This is a genomic window from Pelagibacterium lentulum (genome assembly GCF_003992625.1).
GTDB classification, from domain to species: Bacteria; Pseudomonadota; Alphaproteobacteria; order Rhizobiales; family Devosiaceae; genus Pelagibacterium; species Pelagibacterium lentulum.
Genome location: NZ_RZMW01000032.1, coordinates 56,162 through 73,874, shown reverse-complemented (window position 1 = coordinate 73,874; position 17,713 = coordinate 56,162). Strand labels below are relative to the sequence as shown.

Annotated in this window: 15 protein-coding genes and 1 tRNA gene; 8 read left to right on the top strand and 8 right to left on the bottom strand. The window is 58.1% G+C overall.

Going from position 1 to position 17,713, the window contains the following annotated elements; all coding sequences use genetic code 11:
* Positions 1 to 38 precede the first annotated feature (38 nt).
* Positions 39 to 1,145 (bottom strand): glycosyltransferase, encoded by a 1,107-nt coding sequence (locus EO133_RS09095; RefSeq protein ID WP_127072422.1) that lies wholly within the window; start codon positions 1,143 to 1,145, stop codon positions 39 to 41.
* Positions 1,146 to 1,299: 154 nt separating this feature from the next.
* Positions 1,300 to 2,526 carry a sensor domain-containing diguanylate cyclase gene (locus tag EO133_RS09090; RefSeq protein WP_127072335.1) on the bottom strand — a complete coding sequence of 409 codons (1,227 nt, stop codon included), beginning with the start codon at positions 2,524 to 2,526 and terminating at the stop codon, positions 1,300 to 1,302.
* A gap of 321 nt (positions 2,527 to 2,847) precedes the next feature.
* Between EO133_RS09090 and groES the strand changes: the two genes are divergently transcribed.
* The 3 genes from groES to EO133_RS09075 all read left to right on the top strand — a co-directional run bounded on the left by groES (position 2,848) and on the right by EO133_RS09075 (position 5,708).
* Positions 2,848 to 3,138, top strand: coding sequence for a co-chaperone GroES (groES, locus tag EO133_RS09085; RefSeq protein WP_127072334.1), 291 nt, complete (start codon positions 2,848 to 2,850; stop codon positions 3,136 to 3,138).
* A 57-nt stretch (positions 3,139 to 3,195) separates the two neighbouring features.
* Complete coding sequence (groL, locus tag EO133_RS09080) at positions 3,196 to 4,836, top strand: chaperonin GroEL (RefSeq protein WP_127072333.1); 1,641 nt, start codon at positions 3,196 to 3,198, stop codon at positions 4,834 to 4,836.
* Between the two features lie 365 nt (positions 4,837 to 5,201).
* Positions 5,202 to 5,708: a fasciclin domain-containing protein gene (locus EO133_RS09075; RefSeq protein WP_127072332.1), complete on the top strand. Its 507-nt coding sequence runs from the start codon at positions 5,202 to 5,204 to the stop codon at positions 5,706 to 5,708.
* 170 nt (positions 5,709 to 5,878) lie between these two features.
* On the opposite strand, the gene EO133_RS09070 is transcribed toward EO133_RS09075, so the two are convergent.
* On the bottom strand, positions 5,879 to 6,628 hold the full coding sequence (locus tag EO133_RS09070; protein WP_127072331.1) for a TSUP family transporter: 750 nt from the start codon (positions 6,626 to 6,628) through the stop codon (positions 5,879 to 5,881).
* Positions 6,629 to 6,840: 212 nt separating this feature from the next.
* On the opposite strand from EO133_RS09070, the gene EO133_RS09065 reads away from it, so the two are divergent.
* Complete coding sequence (locus EO133_RS09065) at positions 6,841 to 7,248, top strand: DoxX family protein (RefSeq protein WP_127072330.1); 408 nt, start codon at positions 6,841 to 6,843, stop codon at positions 7,246 to 7,248.
* Positions 7,249 to 7,407: 159 nt separating this feature from the next.
* Here the strand turns inward: EO133_RS09065 and hisG are convergent, their stop codons facing one another.
* The 3 genes from hisG to hisS are packed head-to-tail and all read right to left on the bottom strand — an operon-like array spanning position 7,408 to position 10,735.
* Positions 7,408 to 8,109: an ATP phosphoribosyltransferase gene (gene hisG / locus EO133_RS09060; protein WP_127072329.1), complete on the bottom strand. Its 702-nt coding sequence runs from the start codon at positions 8,107 to 8,109 to the stop codon at positions 7,408 to 7,410.
* On the bottom strand, positions 8,106 to 9,200 hold the full coding sequence (locus EO133_RS09055) for an ATP phosphoribosyltransferase regulatory subunit (protein WP_164734950.1): 1,095 nt from the start codon (positions 9,198 to 9,200) through the stop codon (positions 8,106 to 8,108). Before EO133_RS09055 ends, hisG begins: the two co-directional genes overlap by 4 nt.
* Positions 9,200 to 10,735 carry a histidine--tRNA ligase gene (hisS, locus tag EO133_RS09050; RefSeq protein ID WP_127072327.1) on the bottom strand — a complete coding sequence of 512 codons (1,536 nt, stop codon included), beginning with the start codon at positions 10,733 to 10,735 and terminating at the stop codon, positions 9,200 to 9,202. The genes EO133_RS09055 and hisS overlap by 1 nt, the downstream gene beginning before the upstream one ends.
* A 481-nt stretch (positions 10,736 to 11,216) precedes the next feature.
* Here hisS and EO133_RS09045 point away from each other — a divergent pair, with 481 nt between their 5' ends.
* Positions 11,217 to 11,450, top strand: a complete 234-nt coding sequence (locus tag EO133_RS09045) for a hypothetical protein (RefSeq protein ID WP_127072326.1) — start codon at positions 11,217 to 11,219, stop codon at positions 11,448 to 11,450.
* Positions 11,451 to 11,453: 3 nt separating this feature from the next.
* Here the strand turns inward: EO133_RS09045 and EO133_RS09040 are convergent, their stop codons facing one another.
* Complete coding sequence (locus EO133_RS09040) at positions 11,454 to 12,068, bottom strand: DNA-3-methyladenine glycosylase I (protein WP_127072325.1); 615 nt, start codon at positions 12,066 to 12,068, stop codon at positions 11,454 to 11,456.
* A gap of 184 nt (positions 12,069 to 12,252) precedes the next feature.
* Here EO133_RS09040 and EO133_RS09035 point away from each other — a divergent pair, with 184 nt between their 5' ends.
* Positions 12,253 to 12,819 carry a L,D-transpeptidase gene (locus EO133_RS09035; protein WP_371870933.1) on the top strand — a complete coding sequence of 189 codons (567 nt, stop codon included), beginning with the start codon at positions 12,253 to 12,255 and terminating at the stop codon, positions 12,817 to 12,819.
* Positions 12,820 to 12,918: 99 nt separating this feature from the next.
* Complete coding sequence (locus tag EO133_RS09030; RefSeq protein WP_280516129.1) at positions 12,919 to 14,661, top strand: TadE/TadG family type IV pilus assembly protein; 1,743 nt, start codon at positions 12,919 to 12,921, stop codon at positions 14,659 to 14,661.
* 22 nt (positions 14,662 to 14,683) lie between these two features.
* Here EO133_RS09030 and EO133_RS09025 read toward each other — a convergent pair.
* A tRNA-His gene (locus EO133_RS09025) sits at positions 14,684 to 14,760 on the bottom strand.
* A 440-nt stretch (positions 14,761 to 15,200) separates the two neighbouring features.
* Between EO133_RS09025 and EO133_RS09020 the strand changes: the two genes are divergently transcribed.
* Positions 15,201 to 17,681 carry a sensor histidine kinase gene (locus EO133_RS09020; RefSeq protein WP_164734948.1) on the top strand — a complete coding sequence of 827 codons (2,481 nt, stop codon included), beginning with the start codon at positions 15,201 to 15,203 and terminating at the stop codon, positions 17,679 to 17,681.
* Positions 17,682 to 17,713 lie beyond the last annotated feature (32 nt).

Sequence of the window (17,713 nt, the reverse complement as noted above, 5' to 3'; positions counted from 1 at the left end):
ATGGTCGTAAGAAGGCTCACCCGGTTGAATTGGCGTAGTCACCGCCACGTAAAGACTCGCGTGACAGAATAGTTGAACACGACGCTCATCACCGCACCCGCGATGCCTGCAAAGAAGAAATTTGCGAGATTGGCTTCGTAAATGACGCTGGCGACCGAGACATTGGCCAGCGTGCCAAAGCTGCAGACGATGTAAAAACTCAAAAGCCCGATCCAGAAACGCCGCCCACGGAGGCGCTTGTCCGCGTAGGTCAATTCGTTATTGAGGATGAAATTGGTGGTCATGGCGACAAGCGTGGCCACCAATTGGCTATTGGCGAAATTGAAATCGAGAGCCTCGAAGGCGAGTGTAAGCATTGCCATGTGGACCACGACACCAGACGCTCCAACCAGCGAAAACAGCAAGAAACTGGTCGGCAGAATGCCACGGGAAATTTTGGAAACGATAAGGCCCAGGAATTGCGCGACGATCAGCGGGCTCATCTTGCTCTCGCCCGCAAAGCGAGGACGGAACGTGTAGGGCACTTCGGCAATCGAGAGCTGACCATTGGCCTTTGCATTCGCCGATACAATGATGTCGAGCAGGATCTTGAAGCCCTCCCGCGAAAGGTTTGGCACAACTTTGTTGAAAAGGTCACGCGAGATCAGGAAGAAACCGCTCATTGGATCGGAAAGCGACTTGCCGGTCAGGATACCGGAAAGGCGCGTCGCAAGCTTGCTGCCAGCCTGCCGACGTCTTGAAAACCCTTCATCTGAACTGCCCTCGCCCGTATAGCGCGAGCCGACAACAACATCCGCTCCGGCCTGGGCGCGCCTCAGCATATCGGGCAGGATGGCCTCGTCATGCTGATGATCCGCATCGATGACAGCGACATATTCAGCAGCCGAAGACGCCATGCCCTCGATACAGGCCGAGGACAACCCGCGCCGTCCCACGCGATGGATGCAGCGGACGTAAGGCTTTTTCGCAGCAATCTGCTTAGCGAGTTCGGCCGTGCCGTCGGGGCTGTTGTCATCGACGATGATGACTTCGAAAGCCGTGTCCTTGAGCGCCGCTTCAAGTTTTTCAATCAGAGGCGCAATGTTATCGCGCTCGTTAAAAGTGGGCACGATGACTGAAAGCACAGGGGTGGTCCACGCGGCCATGCCCGGCTGGGCAGGGGATGCAGATATTGACAACGTTATAGTCCTGTCATTGGCACAAACAGGCGCGCAAAAACGCCTCGCTTCGCATTAGCAAGCCCACCCCGCAGATGCAAAAAAAATCGGGCCTCGTGTCCGCAAGCGATTGAGGCCGCAGTTATAGATTTGCCCGGCCCTTGGAGCGCCGATGCCGCGTTGCGGGCGCTGGCGCACAACGGATGGCATCGCGCCCCGCCGTTTTCGCTGCGTACAGCGCATGGTCAGCGCGCGTCAGAACAGCATCGTCGGTATCAGCAGTTTCGGAAGACCATGCCGAAATCCCGATGCTTGCTGTCAACCGGATAGAGTTTCCGCCGCTGAGCAAGGGACTCTTACGCAAAAGCTCGGCAAAACGCTGGGCCAAGGCATAGCCATCGTCCATCGAACTATCGGACATGACAATGCAGAACTCGTCTCCGCCAAGCCTGGCAAGAAGATCGGTTTCACGCAGGCTGGTAGCAGCGATGCGCACCACATGGATCAGCGCCGCGTCGCCGCCCGCGTGACCGAGTTGGTCGTTGATACTCTTGAAGTTGTCCAGATCGAAAACCAGAAGCGCATAGGGTCTTCCGGTTCGCCTGCTGAAGCTGTTTTCAAGCACCAGTTGTTCGTCGAATTTGCGACGGTTGCCGACGCCTGTTAGCGGATCGATGCGCGCCAGTTCGGCCACTTCGTTGCGGAGCTGTTCTAGGGTCATAACGGCGAAACCGAAGTGCCAAAGAACGCCGCTGAAAATGACACCCAGCATTGTAAAGGATGCGATGAGCCCGGTTGCTGGCAGGGATATGCCCGCCATCAAGATGCCATTGAGCGCAATAACCGTTGCGTGACCGGTAAGCCCGACAACAATCCCGCCACTCGAGAGAAGCGCGCCCGAGGATCGTCGCGACCGGGAAAGGAGAAATGTCAGACTGACAAACATCGGCACCGACTGGCCAATGGCAAGTGCGCAAGCAAGAAGCTCATCGTTGTTGAATACGGAAATCGTTATGAGGGTGCTGATGGCCGTCGCGCCTAGCGCCAGCCCCCACCCGCCGGGCATGTTGTAAAAACGTCGCGCGCCAATCCAAAGCAACCAGAAACCCAGCACGACGATTCCGTTGCCGAGAACGGCAGGGACAATGGCGGTGTCTATCAGATGCTGAAATGGCAGGATGATCCCGCCCGTGCCGGTGAGCAAACAGGCCACAAACCATATGCGCGCGGCTAGGAAGCTTCGGTATTGCCACGCGATTGCCCCCCAGACGACGGACAATGCGAAGGATATCAGAATGATAACTATATACAGCGTGAAAAAATCAAGCGTCATGTCGCCCAACTGCTCAGAGGTCCCCAAGCGTGCCATAGACTGTTAATCCAAAAAAACTCCGAACCGGACGGTTCAAATTGCAGGTATCGGCATGGCCGCTGCTACCGCTATGAGCAAACAATGCCGACAGTGCCCCTTGCGTTTGCTTTTCGCGCTCACCATGTGAATGAATTCATGCCAATGAACGCGCCATCAGACAGCCCAGATGAGCCGCGTTAAGGAACAAAAATTCCCATTCCAGCGCTTGACTCTCCAGAGCCAAAATCCTATCTCGTCGGTCGGCTGTTAGCACTCCTGCAATAAGAGTGCTAACAGCGGAAGATATTGCATTTCAACCTTACGTTCCAAGGAGCGACCATGAGCTTCCGTCCCCTGCATGACCGGGTAGTTGTCCGGCGCGTTGACAGCGAGGAAAAGACCGCTGGCGGCATCATCATCCCCGACACCGCCAAGGAAAAGCCCTCCGAAGGCGTTATCGTCTCGGTTGGCCCTGGTGCCCGCGATGATAATGGCAAGGTATCCCCGCTCGACGTAAAGGCTGGCGACCGCGTGCTGTTCGGCAAGTGGAGCGGCACCGAAGTAAAGGTCAACGGCGAAGATCTGTTGATCATGAAGGAATCCGACATCATGGGCATCATCGAAGCCTAAGCGTTTCGATCCTGCCTGCTGATTGATCCCCAACACTGAAATTCGGAGCAAACTGACATGTCTGCAAAAGACGTAAAGTTCTCGACCGATGCCCGCGACAAGATGCTGCGCGGCGTCAACATCCTTGCCAATGCTGTCAAGGTCACCCTCGGCCCTAAGGGCCGCAACGTCGTTATCGACAAATCCTTTGGCGCACCGCGCATCACCAAAGACGGCGTGACCGTTGCCAAGGAAATCGAACTCGAAGACAAGTTCGAAAACATGGGCGCACAGATGCTGCGCACAGTGGCTTCCAAGACCAACGACATTGCTGGCGACGGCACGACCACTTCCACCGTTCTGGCACAGTCCATCGTCAATGAAGGCGTCAAGGCCGTTGCCGCCGGCATGAACCCGATGGACCTCAAGCGCGGTATCGATCTCGCCGTTGCTGACGTTGTTCAAAACCTCGCTTCGCGCGCTGTAAAAATTTCGTCCTCGAGCGAAGTTGCTCAGGTCGGCACGATCTCTGCCAATGGCGAAAAAGAAATCGGCGACATGATCGCTGAAGCCATGCAGAAAGTCGGCAACGAAGGCGTTATCACGGTTGAAGAAGCCAAGACCGCTGAAACCGAACTCGACGTCGTTGAAGGCATGCAGTTCGACCGCGGCTACCTCTCGCCGTACTTTGTAACCAATACCGAAAAGATGGTTGCAGCGCTGGAAGACCCCCTGATCCTCCTGCACGAGAAGAAGCTCTCGAACCTTCAGGCCCTGCTGCCGGTTTTGGAATCGGTTGTTCAGTCCAACCGTCCGCTGCTCATCATTGCTGAAGACGTTGAAGGCGAAGCTCTTGCAACCCTCGTCGTCAACCGTCTGCGTGGCGGACTCAAGGTTGCTGCTGTCAAGGCTCCTGGCTTTGGCGATCGCCGCAAGGCAATGCTCGAAGACATCGCCATCCTCACCGGTGGCCAGGTGATCTCCGAAGACCTCGGCATCAAGCTCGAAAATGTCACGCTTGACATGCTCGGCACTGCAAAGCGCGTCGAAATCACCAAGGAAAACACCACCATCGTCGATGGTTCGGGTGCCAAGGAAGACATCGAAGGCCGCGTAAACCAGATCAAGGCGCAGATCGAAGAAACCACTTCGGACTACGACCGTGAAAAGCTGCAGGAACGCCTTGCCAAGCTCGCTGGCGGTGTTGCCGTTATCAAGGTTGGCGGTTCGACCGAAGTTGAAGTCAAGGAACGCAAGGATCGCGTCGACGATGCGCTCAATGCAACCCGCGCTGCGGTTGAAGAAGGCATCGTTGCCGGTGGTGGCGTTGCGCTGCTGCGTGCTTCGGTCGAGATCAAGGCAAAGGGTGTGAATCCCGATCAGGACGCAGGTATCGCCATTGTGCGCCGCGCCCTGCAGGAGCCTGTTCGTCAGATTTCCAACAATGCCGGGGCCGAAGGCTCCATCGTTGTGGGCAAGATCCTCGACAGCGCCGATGCTGCATTCGGTTACGACGCCCAGACTGGCGAATATGGCGACATGATCAAGATGGGCATCATCGATCCCGTCAAGGTCGTGCGTGCTGCCATCCAGGACGCTGCTTCGGTCGCAGGCCTGTTGGTCACCACCGAAGCCATGATCGCAGAACTGCCCAAGGAAGCTGCTCCGGCAATGCCTGGCGGCGGCGGCATGGGCGGCATGGGCGGCATGGACTTCTAAGGCTTGCGCCTTAGACTTCTTTCGCTCACGGGCCGAATACTGGCCCTGCGCGGGCGCGGTCGACGACGGCCGGGCGCTCTTCGCGCCTCGAAATAGAGAATTGGGGCCTCTCCAAGGGTCTCGAACGGGAAGGCGGTCCTCCGGGGCCGCCTTTTCCGTTTCCGGCTTGCCGCCTGGTTCTGCAGGCCAAAGCAAAGGCACATAAGAGAAAGTTTCGTATTGGCGATGTCTTTGGATCACTCACATTCGTTAACATTAATGTGTCGTCGCGGTTTTGATCCCCCCGCTCGCGCCCTTCGTTCAAAGCATGGATCAGGCAGCGGACTGCTGTCTGGCTCAAACAAAACGAATGGAGGACTATCATCATGACTTCCCTCAAGACTCTTGCCGTCGCTTCGCTGATGACCGTAAGCCCGCTGGTTGCGGCAGGCGCCATTGCAAGCAATCACAACAGTCCGGGCAATGTTGTTGAAGTGGCAGCCGAGGCCGGTACGTTCGAGACCCTTCTGGCTGCAGCTACCGCGGCCGGGCTCGCCGATGCGTTGGCAACAACCGACAACATCACCGTGTTTGCACCGTCTGACGAAGCCTTTGCAGCCCTGCCTGAAGGCACAGTGGAAGGTCTGCTCGCAGATCTCGATGCGCTGACGGCAATCCTGACCGCACACGTTGTCCCTTCGGTTATCATGTCTGCTGACATCCCCGAAGGCGACACCGAAGTGGGCACACTCAATGAAGATGCAAGCCTCACTGTCACCAATGACGGCATGGGCATAACCGTTTCGCTATCGAATACGGCTAATGTGGTTGCGGCGGACGTTGAAGCCGCCAATGGCGTTATCCATGTGATCGACGCCGTTCTGCTGCCATAAGGCAGCGCTTCCGGCCCGGTCGTTCGCGACTTCCTCACGCTGTGCGCGACCGGACCGGATTTTTTCCTCCAGCAGGGCGCTGCCCCAGATGCCCTGCCCTCGAACGCAAAGCACTGCCCGGCTTTGCGTTTATGAGCCACGCCCGCCGCACCATGGGCGTGGCTTTTTTATCAGGAAAATATGATCAGCCGGATCGCGAGGGCAATCGAGACGACGATTACCAGCGGGCGGATGATTTTTGCGCCAAACCGGATGCCGGTCAAAGCGCCGAGATAGCCACCGATGATCTGGCCGATAGCCATTGCAGCTGCAGCAGACCAGACCACATCACCCGCCGGGATAAACAGCGCCAGCGCGGCGAGGTTGGAGGTCACGTTAAGGACCTTGGTATGGGCCGAGGCGCGGGTGGCCGACAGCCCGAACAGCGCAACGAAGGCCAGCATGAAAAACGAGCCGGTGCCGGGGCCGAAAATCCCATCGTAAAATCCGATGATGAAGCCAATTACCGGAACGAAAATCGCAAATTTCAGCTTGGCGATGCGATCGACGTCTTTGATCGAGGGCGAGAAGCTGAAATAGAGCGCGACGGCAACGATGGCGACAGGGACAGCGACCGAGAGCGCCGAGGTGTCTATGGCTTTGACGACTAGAGCGCCCGCATAGGACCCGACAAAGGTCATGATTATTCCGGGGATCAGTGTGCGCAGGACAACATAGCCACCGCGCCAGAAGGTGATGGCAGCAGCGAACGTGCCCACGACCGACTGCGCCTTGTTGGTGGCCAGTGCGGCCACGGGCGAAAGGCCCACCGACATCAAGGCGGGCAGTGCAATCAAGCCGCCGCCGCCCGCAACGGCATCCACGAATCCTGCAACTATGCCCACGCCGCCCAATGCGACCAGAACCCATAAATCGAGCACGATTGAAATAACTTCCCAAGACCTTCGCGTGTGTCGTTGCACCAATTGCGCAGAATTGTCCATTGGGGAAATTATTGTTCTTCCGAACTGCCCCGATTTGCGCGCGACTGGTCAACTATCGCGAACAAACTGTGTCCGTGTTGGGGAATTCTCATTGGGACAAATCGACAGCATTTTGGTGCCACTTCATTCTGTTTCAAAAGGATTTCAAAATGGACACTGTTCAAAAATTCGCACCAACCGTAGGCCGTGTGTTTCTTGCCCTGATCTTCATTCTGGCCGGTCTGGGCAAGATTCCCGCCCCGGAAGGCACCATCGGTTATATGGAAGCCTTTGGCGTGCCGGGCTTCCTGTTCTGGCCCACAGTTGCGGTTGAAGTGATCGGCGGGCTGTTCTTGCTGGTCGGGTTCCAGACCCGCTGGGCCGCTGCGGCGCTGGGTGCATTCACGCTGATTGCAGCGTTGATCTTTCACAACAACTTTGCCGACCAGATGGAAATGACCGCGTTTTTGAAGAACCTCGCGATCACCGGTGGCATGCTCTATGTAATCGCCTTTGGCGCCGGTGCGTTTTCGGTCGATGGCCGCAAGCCTAAAGCAACGCTGGCTACGCAGGGCTGATTAGCGAGCAATTACTCCGTGCCAGTCTGTTAGAGAGATCCCCGGGTCAAGCCCGGGGACGATAACGGCAGGAGCGGGGCAAAGATTGCTGAAAGAGCCGGGCGTCAGTGGCGCCCGGCTTTCTTGCAAACCCGTTGCAAGCAAAGTGGTAGTCGCTTGTCAGCGGCTCGCGCCGAGTTTGTTCAACAGTGCGTTGAGAATGGCGGTGCGGTGGGTGTCCCAATCGGCATTGCGGGCGACCATCAGCACAGCCTCGCTCTTGAGCATCACGCCATCTTCCAGGATACGCAAGCCATTAGCCTGTAATGTCGAGCCGGTCGTAGTGATGTCAACGATCAGGTCGGCAGCGCCCGAGGCCGGGGCTGCTTCGGTGGCGCCGAGGCTTTCGACAATGCGATATTCGGCAATGCCGAAACGGGCGAAATGGCGCCGGGTCAGATTGACATATTTGGTCGCAACCTTGAGCCAACGCCCGTGCCGGGCGCGGAAATCGGCGGCAACGTCCGACAGATCGTCCATGGCAGTCACATCAACCCACGCGTCGGGAACAGCGACAACCACATCAGCGCGGCCAAAGCCCAGCCGCTTTACGATCTCCACCTGATCGGGGCCAGTTTCCGCGCTTTCATGCACAAGGTCTTCGCCGGTAATACCGATGTCGATGCTGCCGCGAATGAGTTCGCGGGCAATTTCACTGGCCGACAAAAACCGCACCGTGACATCGGGCATGGCGTGCAACTCGCCCACATAGGAGCGTGCGCCTCCGGGCCGGGCGATGGGCAGTCCGGCATCGGCAAAGACCGCCATTGCATCGTCCTGCATACGGCCCTTGGAGGGCAAGGCGAGCATGATGGAACTCATTGGCCGGCCTCCCCTGCCCCACACGACGCCTCGAGCCGCTCGACCCAGACCGCGCACCCGACGGCGGGAATTTCGGTTTCCGCACCCAGGCGCTTGAGCAGCCGGTCATACTGACCGCCCGAAACCAGCACGGCGCCATCCTTGCCGGTCATCTCAAAGGTGATGCCGGTGTAATAATCAAGGCGCGGACTGAACCCGGCATCGAAAACAAGGCCACTCAATCGACCGCTGTTGCGCAGTTGCGCAACGCTGGCAGCAGCGTCCTCAATGGCCCCGGACAGAGCGAAGCCACCCCGTTCTGCCAGTTCCGCGATCGCGGAAAGCGCCTGGTCGGTATCGCCTGAAATGGCAAGATAGGTACGCAGCAAATCAATGGTGTGGCTGGGCACATGAGCCGCTTCGAGCGCCTGCTTTTCAAGGTAGCGCCGTGCGATTTCATCAGGGCCACGGCTTTCGGTCAGGCTCAGACCGTTGGTCAGCATCAATTCGCTGACCCAATCGGCAATGCCCTGCTGCGGGATGCCCTTGGGTCCTTCCATCGGCTTATGAGGATCGGCAAGCCGATCGAGCAGCCGGGTCATGGCGCGCGGATGTCCGAAACGCGCCCTGATGCGCGGGCGCCAGACATCGGGCATATCGCAGGACGCCAGAAAAGCCTCGAAGAGATCGATACTGCCCACGCGGATGGCGGGGCTGGCAATGCCGTAAATATCGAGAGCGGCACGCGCAAAGCCTATAACGCGATCCAGCGCCGCATCGGAATCGGGCAACGCAAGCAGTTCAAGCCCGGCCTGGTCGAACTCGGCAGGACCATCGGTGCGCTGGCGGAAAATCGGCCCGAGATAGCCATAGGCTGCCGGCGTCGATGCTCCGCTTTTCAAATGCTCAATGGCGATGGGTAGCGTGAAATCGGGGCGCAGGCAGAATTCCGAACCATCCGCGCCAATTGTGAGGATCAGCCGCGAACCAAACTCTTCACCAGCGAGATCGAAATAAGGCGCGGGCCCAATGAGGATCGGGGTCGCAGCAAAGCTGATGCCGTCGGTGGAGACGAGGTTTTTCAACGCTTCGCGACGAGTATCAGCGGTCATTACCCGTTCGCCTTCATCCATGCGGCAACGGCCGGGATTTGCTTGACGAATTCGACCATCTTGCTGCGCGGGACCGAATACTGGCCGGGGCGCTCGGTTTTCCAGGCAGCGTTGTCGGTGATCGATGCGGCGGCTTCAGCGCCTTCGGCAAGATCCTTGATCTGGACGACGCCCTGTTCGCGCTCGTCAGAACCCTGAATGATGACCGCAGGCGCGTTGCGTTTGTCGGCATATTTCATCTGCTTGCCCATCTGTTTGGATGAGCCGAGGAACAGTTCGGCGCGGATGCCCGCATTGCGCAAATCGGCGACCATCGCCTGATAATCGGCGATGCGATCCTTTTCCATGACAGTGACAACCACCGGGCCAGTGACAGGCTTGCTATCGAGATTGCCGGTGAGCTTGAGCGCGGAGGCCAGACGCGAGACGCCGATGGAAAAGCCCGTCGCCGGGGTTTCCTCGTTGCGGAAGCGCGAGACTAGCCCGTCATAGCGCCCACCGCCGCCGACAGAGCCGAACACCACATCCTGTCCCTTCTCGTTCTGGACCTTGAAGGTCAGTTCGATCTCAAAGACCGGGCCAGTGTAATATTCGAGACCCCGGACAACGGAGGGGTCGATGCGGATGCGGTCTGAGCCATAATGGGCGGAGGCAAAGAGCGCCGCCATGGTCTGAAGTTCGGCAAAGCCCTGCGCAAAAGCAGTCGTAATCTTGAAGCGGGACAGCGCCGGGGACTTGAACTCGGCATCAATGAAACCATCCGGGCCAGCATCGCTTTCCAGATCGACAAGATCATCGATACGCGCCGCTTCCATCATTTCAATGATGGCTTCGGACTGATCGGAATTAAGTTTGGCACCCTCGGTAAAGTCCCCGCTTTCATCCTTGCGGCCTTCGCCGAGCAAAAGGCGCACACCTTCCGGCCCGAACTTGTCGAGCTTGTCGATGGCGCGGAGGACCGTTAGTTTTTGGGCTTCATCGGTGACGCCGATGGCCTGCATCACCCCATCGAGCACCTTGCGGTTGTTGACCCGGACGACGTATTTGCCCTGCAGGCCGAGCGCATCCATCGTATCGGCCATCATCATGCAGATTTCGGCATCAGCCTCGGGGCCTGCCGCACCGACGGTATCAGCATCGAACTGCATGAACTGGCGGAAACGGCCCGGCCCCGGCTTTTCGTTACGGAACACCCAGCCCTGCCGATAGGAGCGGAAGGGTTTTGGCAAATCCTGATAATTCTGGGCGAAATAGCGGGCGAGCGGCGCGGTCAGATCGTAGCGCAGGCTCATCCATTGCTCGTCATCGTCCTGCACCGAAAACACACCCGCATTGGGGCGGTCGGTATCGGGCAGGAATTTGCCGAGGGTTTCGGTATATTCCATGAACGGGGTCTGGAGATGATCGAAGCCATAGCGCTCGTAAACATGGCGGATTTTGGCGACCATCTCTTCGATGGCAGCCAGTTCAGCCGGTTCGGAATCGACAAAGCCGCGCGGCAGGCGCGGCGTGATGAGCGCAGAATTTTTTGCCATTGGCGACGATTTCCTTTTGCCCCGAAAGGCGTGTGCGAATAACGCGGCTGTTCCTAGCCCATAAGCCCTTATGAGACAAGGCGAAGGGCGTGTGTTGTTTTCGGGCAACACCAAACGCAAAGTGCGACAAGCTGCCACATTACCCCTTGGCGGTCACGGATGCGTGATTTAAAAACCGATTGTCCTTAGCACCAGTTCGATTCAGGGAGGCGTATCCATGACAGCAATCGTTCACGCGCTACCCCGTGGTGTGCAAGGCACCGGCGTGCATTTTATGCATCGACGCCGTTTCGGCCTCAATCGGTCCATACGCGAACGCTCATAAGTTGCGCCAAAACCGGGTCGCTTTAGCCCGGCATTTCACCACACTTCCATAAAACCGGTTCGAGCCTTTGCGCGTCCTTGTGCGCGTTTAATGCCCGGACTCCCCCCTCTCATTAAAATGGAGCCAGTGCGCCTTTTGGCGGCTGGAAGCAAAGCTATGACAACACGTCAAATCCATTCCGATTCCGCAATTCTGCGGGTCTGCGTCGATACGCTGGTGGCCGAGCATGGCCGGTGGCAGGTGTTCAAAAGTGCCATTGTGGCGCTGGTGCGCTCAAAGCGGCGTACAACGGTTGTATCGAGTACCGACTTGCCACAGTGGCTGCGACACGACATCGGGCTGCCGCCGATTGCCGACCCGCCGAGTTCGGCACACTGGACGTACAGATGACGGTCAGGCCGGGCGTGCGAATTTAGCGCGCTCGGCTTCGGCCCTTGCCCGGCAGTGACAGGTCTCGATGTGATCATTGACCATGCCCATGGCCTGCATGAACGCATAACAGGTTGTGGGACCGACAAAGGAAAAGCCGCGCTTTTTGAGGTCTTTCGACAGCGTGACCGACGCCGGAACAATCGCAATCTTGCGCAACGTCTCCCATGAGTAATCATCGGGGCGCTGATCCGGCGTGGGCTCGAACCGCCAGATATAGGCGGCGAGCGAGCCGAACTCGGCGATGATCTCAAGCGTGCGGTTGGCATTGTTGATGGTGGAAACGATCTTGCCGCGGTGACGCACGATACCCGCATCGCCAAGCAGACGCTCGATATCGGCCTCGTCAAAGGCAGCGACCTTCGCAATGTCGAAACCGGCAAAGGCCGCGCGGAAATTCTCGCGCTTTTTCAGGATGGTGAGCCAGGACAGGCCCGACTGGAAGCCCTCAAGGCAGAGCTTTTCAAACAGGCGCGTGTCGTTTGAAACCGGGTAGCCCCATTCATCATCGTGATAGGACTGGTAGAGCGGATCGGCGCTCGCCCAGTTGCAGCGGATGGGTTCGGCGGTTTGGCTCATGATTCCCTCGAAGCATTTAGTGTTTGGGCAACCATAGTCCTGAGCACAAGTTTAACCATCCCATTTGACTCAAAATTTGCGAGCCGTGCTGCACATATCGAAACAATTGTTTCGAGACGACCCGAAAAGGGGATGCACGATGATGCGAATTGCACTTGCGCTTGTGGCACTCTGCACGCTCGCCATGCCAGCGGCTGCAAATTCAAACCGGGGGTTCATGGATGCCATGTTCGGCCCGCCGCCGGGCGTGGAACTGACGCAAGGGCGGCCTGCGCACCAGTTGCAGTATCAGAGCCAGTATGTGGGGCATCCGAAATTTCTGCGCCAGGTGGTCAATTACCGGACGCATCACGCGCCGGGAACGGCGGTGGTCGATACGCGCCAGCATTATCTTTATCTCGTGCTCAATGGCGGCAGGGCGATGCGCTACGGGATCGGCGTCGCGCGGTATGGCTTTGAGTGGACCGGCACGCACAGGGTCACGGCGAAGCGGGAATGGCCAAGCTGGACGCCACCCGCCGAGATGCACGCACGCCAACCAGGGTTGCCACGATTCATGGAAGGGGGGCCGAACAACCCTATGGGCGCAAGGGCACTCTATCTTGGCTCAACCCTCTACCGCATCCATGGCACCAACGAGCCGTGGACCATTGGGCGCTCGGTTTCATCGGGTTGTATTCGCATGACAAATGAGGACGTTATCGACCTTTATCGGCGCGTTCCGTTGGGCGCGAAGGTTGTGGTTGTCTGAATACAGCAAGTTTTACGGGTATTATTCAGCGATCTGGTAATCTTTTGTCAGTATTTTCGCCGACTGCCAGGTTTTAACAGAACTTGATTTGGGGGATGCGTGGTTAAACTTAGGGACTGCCTGAGACAGTTTGCCCGTAATGAAGACGGCGCGTTTATAGTTTTATTCGGCGTAATGGCAGTGGTTTTGACGGCTCTGAGCGGGGCCGTTGTCGACTACACACGCATGCAGGAGCAGCGCAATCGCGCACAGATCGCGTTGGACAGCGCGGCGCTCGCTCTGCAAGAGGGGATTTTTACCCGATCCCGGGAAGACATTCGGATCGACGCAGAACGGCTGGTACGCGAACGCGCTGGCAATAACAGTGCCAATGTATGGGTCGAGGACGCATTTATCGACACCGATGCAGGTTCGCTGACGCTGACGGGCGGGGTTGATGTGCCGATGCTGTTTGTGCGGCTGGTGGGCGTTGAGAACCTCACCGCTGCGATCACCTCGCAGGCGACACGCAAGAAGCTGCGGCTCGAAGTAGCCATGGTGCTGGATAATTCGGGTTCCATGCTGCAGCAAAACCGCATGGAGCATCTCCAGAAAGCAGCGACCAATGCGGTCAATATCCTATTTGACGGCGAGTCCGTGCATAACGACGTGTTCATATCGGTGGTGCCATACACCTATCACGTCAATGTCGGCGCTCATAATGCCGATGAGTTCTGGGTGGACCGCGGCGACTCGCGACTGTCAGGGGACAACTTCCGGTTCGATCCGGGGACGATTAACTACATACCTACAAGTACGCCGCAGCCGAAAAACTATAGCCCTACTACCCCACTGGCCGAACAGGACAGGCATGTCGATCGCGTCTGGCTCTACAATCAAATCAACAATGAAAGCTGGCGCGGCTGTGTAGAGGCCCGGCCTCATCCGTTGGACGTGATGGACATTCCTCCTCGCCGCGGTGGTGCAATTCCGCCTGATGACTCCGACGTTACGGCAATCAGCAACGCTCTTTCCTGGCGGGAAACGCTTTTCGTGCCTTTGTTTGCGCCCGACTTGCCGGACCGTCTGGGCGGTTCTGGAACAAATACCTACCTGCAATATGTCGGAGACACCGGCGGTGTATGCCAAGCGCCTCATCCGGCCAACGATGCCAGCGGCGATTTTGCGCGGCAGGAACGGATCTGCAAATATATCGGGGTTAATCTCAACCATGCCGGAGATTTCCGCGGCCCGAACGTGGATTGCGGCAAGCCAATGCTGCCTTTGACCAATGTTCGTCAGCCGATTCTGAACAGCATCAATGACATGGTGGCCCTGGGCGGCACCAATATCCATATGGGCGCCATGTGGGGTTGGCACACGCTTTCGCCGCATGAGCCCTTTCCCGCCGCAGACTATGACGATGACGACATATCGAAGGTCATGATCCTGATGACCGACGGTGAGAACACGCCCTACGAAATCACCGCTAACAACACCAACAACCCTAACGGGTCATGGTTGTTTTCGGCCTATGGGCACCCGGTCAATAACCAGCGCTCGAGGGATAATACCAGTGACCGCCTCGACGGCTTTATCCGGCTGGGCAAGAGACTTTGGAACAAGGCCCAATTGAAGGCGGAAATGGATCGGCGGCTCGAAGAAACCTGCACCAACGCCAAAGCGGCAGGTATCCGTATCTATTCGATTGGTCTTGCGGTATCGGCCCAGGCTGACCGGGATATGATGACGCGATGCGCCACCAGCCCTCAAGATGCCTATTTCACAAACAATCCGGCCGATCTGAACTCGGTTTTTGAAGAAATCGCAGACCAGCTTTCAGCCCTGCGGCTTTCTTTGTAGGAAACCATCAATTCGGGGAGAGTGGTACCGCCTCCCCGAATTGAACGGGGGACCTCCAGATCCACATTCTGGCGCTCTAACCAACTGAGCTAAGGCGGCACGCTTTTTGTTTCGCGCCCGGCGGATATTACCACCTCGGGAAACGCGGCGGAACATAGGGCGAGTTTCCCGCGATGACAAGACCAGATTTGGCAATCAACACGCATTTTATGTGACCGCTTGCGATCTTAACCATGCGCGCGATTGATTACCGTCGCGCAGCGCTTGGCCGTGGACCCGGCGGGCCATGCGCGATATTTAAGGAAAGATCAATTTTTTGACTCAATGTGTTCCAATTCGGCACACATTGCCAGACGCTGGCCATAATCGCGCTGAAAAGGTGGTTGTGGCGCAATCGGATGAACGGGAATGTCGTAAAGCCAGAACCTGTGAGGCGGTAACGACTTTTTGTTATTAGGGCATTAGGGTCCGCCCTTGATCGGGATCTGGAGCGTGACATGCGCCAAACCCGATCAAGGGCGAACCTCGAAAGAGTTGTAATGAGTGCAGACTGGACCAGCTTTGCGGATGCGGAAAGGGTTTTGGGCCTCGCAAACGATCCGCGTCCGGCTTGGCTTTGGTCCGGCAATGGCACAAAGCTGGTCTGGCACAATCACGCAGCAACTTTGTTCGGTGCCAAACTGAAATCATCGGGTCTGAAACGCGCCGATAACCCCCAGCCGGTTCGCGGACAGGCATCACGCATATTGCGCCTGGGCCTGACCGGACGCCCCCTGCTTTCGCGGGTGCAATTTCTGGCCGGGCGAAAGCCGCTTTCGGCGACCTGCACCTGTACGCCGCTCGATTTCGGGGGCGAGCGCCCGCATCTGCTGGTGGTCGGTGTCGATCCCATCGATCCCAAGATTCTCGAACTGGACCCGATAGCCCAAGCGGAGAAACCCGACGAGACCCCAGAGGCGGATGCGAAGATCGAATCTGCGCAAGTGGACGATGCAACCGCTCGCCCTGTTGTGCCTCAAGCGACGGAAGCTGAAGCGCAGGCCGTGTCCGATGACGTTGAGCCGGTTGAACCCGAAGATGCCGAGGATGCAGTGGATACCCATACTGTTACGGCGCCGTCGGCACTGGACAGCCGGGGGCTTTCGAGCCTGATCGACAGGCTTGCAGAGGGCTCCAATCTTTATGCGCCGTTGACCGAGGCGGATGATGTTGGGCTTCTCGAGCCTGCCGTCAAACCGGACACGCATGTGCCGCCCCGCGACTACGCAGCCATAGCCAATGACGAGGCCATCGAGGGTGAGCACGCCGAACGCGGTTCGGACTGGCCCGGCGAAGACGAACCGGAGGATGAGGAGGCTGCCTTCGCCGCCGATATTGCGTCGGATGAATATACCGGGAGTGCCAGACTTTGGCAGGTGACAGGACGCGGCCTCACGAGCAGCACGGCCAATCAAGACCATGCGACGCCCGAGGACGCCCCACGCCCCGATGACTATGCGGTCGAACAGTCCAGCCGCTACAATTTCGAGGAGTTATCGCGCATCCTGGCCGACCGGATCGGCCAGCCCCTTGCCGAAGACAGCACTCCAGAGCCCAAACGTCCCGTACACAGCGGTGGATCGCTGGTGCCGCTGAGCGACGAAACACTGGTGCTCAATCGCTTGCCGCTGGGCATTCTCATTTTCCGCGACCAGGACATTCTGTTCGCCAACAGGGCGCTTGTGGATCTGACCGGCTACGAAAATGCGACGACGCTGCGCGCCTTGGGACTGGCAACGGTTTTCCCGCAGGTTGAAGGTGACGACGCATTGGGGCCTGTCAGCCAACTTTTGCACCGGGATGGAACCAAGGTGCCGGTGACGGCGCGGCTGCAATCGATAAGTTGGCAAGGGCGATCCGCCTTCATGCTTTCGGCGCGTGCGCAGGACCAAAGCGACCCGCTCAAGGAAGGAGAAGTTCGCCGCTTTGCCGCGCTTGCTGCAAGAACCGCAGGACAGGTGTTTTTTGAAGCCGATGCAAAGGGCATTTTGACCCGGATCGTCCTGTCGGGCCAGCGCACGATGCCAGTCGGCATCAGTGCCGGCCAGCCGCTTACTGCGCTTGTTGCTGCAAAGGACCGGATGGCGCTAAACCTGTTTTTCGATCAGGGCGCAAAATTCAGCGAGACCGAACGCCCGGCAATTGCGCTCGATGGCAGTCATGCCGGGCAGACCGTTACAATTTTTGCAGAGGGTCGCGCCGGAATTGCATCTGGCTATTTCGGGGTGATCGACGAGACCACTCCGAAAGCGGTATCCACCACACAACCGAGTACGGTGCCCACCGTTTCGCTCGCACGGATCAGCCAGGAACTGCGCCGCCCGCTCAATACGATTTCCGGGTTTTCCGAATTGATCGCCACGGAAGCCTTCGGCCCGATCGACAACCCCCGCTATCTTGAATATGCACGCGACATTCGGGTCGCAGGATCGGCCATATCGGCACTGACGGACGAGCTTGACGACTTGGTTCGGCTGACCGAAGGGCAGATGACGCTTTCTCCCGATGATATCGATCTTTTCGATCTGCTTAATGGGTGCCTAGTCCGGGTGCGTGGTGCCGCAGGGACCGCGCGCGTCTTGCTCCGCAGCGCCATTTCCGAGCGTCTGCCCCGCATCAAAGCCGACCGCCCGACACTGCAGCAGGCGGTGCTCAACATGCTGGCCAGCGCCATCAACCAAGCCGGTGAAGGAGCCAAGGTGGTGCTGTCAGCCCAGAGGGAAACCGATGGCGCCGTAACCATTCATATACGCGACAGCGCAAAGACGCCCGGCGCGCTGGCCGATCAATTCGTGGTTTTCCGCGACGGTCTGGACAAGGACGGGACCGTCCGACAGCCGGCCGTGTCCTCTATCGGGCTGACGCTGACGCGCTCTCTGGCAGCGGTTAACGCTTGTTTTCTGAGCCTCGACCCTGCTGCCGATAGCGGCACGCTGATGGCGCTCACAATCCCCGCAACGCTGGTGGTGGACGTCAATTGACTCAGGCAGGGATAAACAGCGCAAAACGCAAG

Coding starts and splice junctions, on each gene's coding strand:
- EO133_RS09095 (WP_127072422.1), bottom strand. CDS start 1,145: ATGGCCGCGTGGACCACCCCTGTGCTTTCAGTCATCGTGCCCACTTTT.
- EO133_RS09090 (WP_127072335.1), bottom strand. CDS start 2,526: ATGGCACGCTTGGGGACCTCTGAGCAGTTGGGCGACATGACGCTTGAT.
- groES (WP_127072334.1), top strand. CDS start 2,848: ATGAGCTTCCGTCCCCTGCATGACCGGGTAGTTGTCCGGCGCGTTGAC.
- groL (WP_127072333.1), top strand. CDS start 3,196: ATGTCTGCAAAAGACGTAAAGTTCTCGACCGATGCCCGCGACAAGATG.
- EO133_RS09075 (WP_127072332.1), top strand. CDS start 5,202: ATGACTTCCCTCAAGACTCTTGCCGTCGCTTCGCTGATGACCGTAAGC.
- EO133_RS09065 (WP_127072330.1), top strand. CDS start 6,841: ATGGACACTGTTCAAAAATTCGCACCAACCGTAGGCCGTGTGTTTCTT.
- hisG (WP_127072329.1), bottom strand. CDS start 8,109: ATGAGTTCCATCATGCTCGCCTTGCCCTCCAAGGGCCGTATGCAGGAC.
- EO133_RS09055 (WP_164734950.1), bottom strand. CDS start 9,200: ATGACCGCTGATACTCGTCGCGAAGCGTTGAAAAACCTCGTCTCCACC.
- hisS (WP_127072327.1), bottom strand. CDS start 10,735: ATGGCAAAAAATTCTGCGCTCATCACGCCGCGCCTGCCGCGCGGCTTT.
- EO133_RS09045 (WP_127072326.1), top strand. CDS start 11,217: ATGACAACACGTCAAATCCATTCCGATTCCGCAATTCTGCGGGTCTGC.
- EO133_RS09040 (WP_127072325.1), bottom strand. CDS start 12,068: ATGAGCCAAACCGCCGAACCCATCCGCTGCAACTGGGCGAGCGCCGAT.
- EO133_RS09035 (WP_371870933.1), top strand. CDS start 12,253: ATGCCAGCGGCTGCAAATTCAAACCGGGGGTTCATGGATGCCATGTTC.
- EO133_RS09020 (WP_164734948.1), top strand. CDS start 15,201: ATGAGTGCAGACTGGACCAGCTTTGCGGATGCGGAAAGGGTTTTGGGC.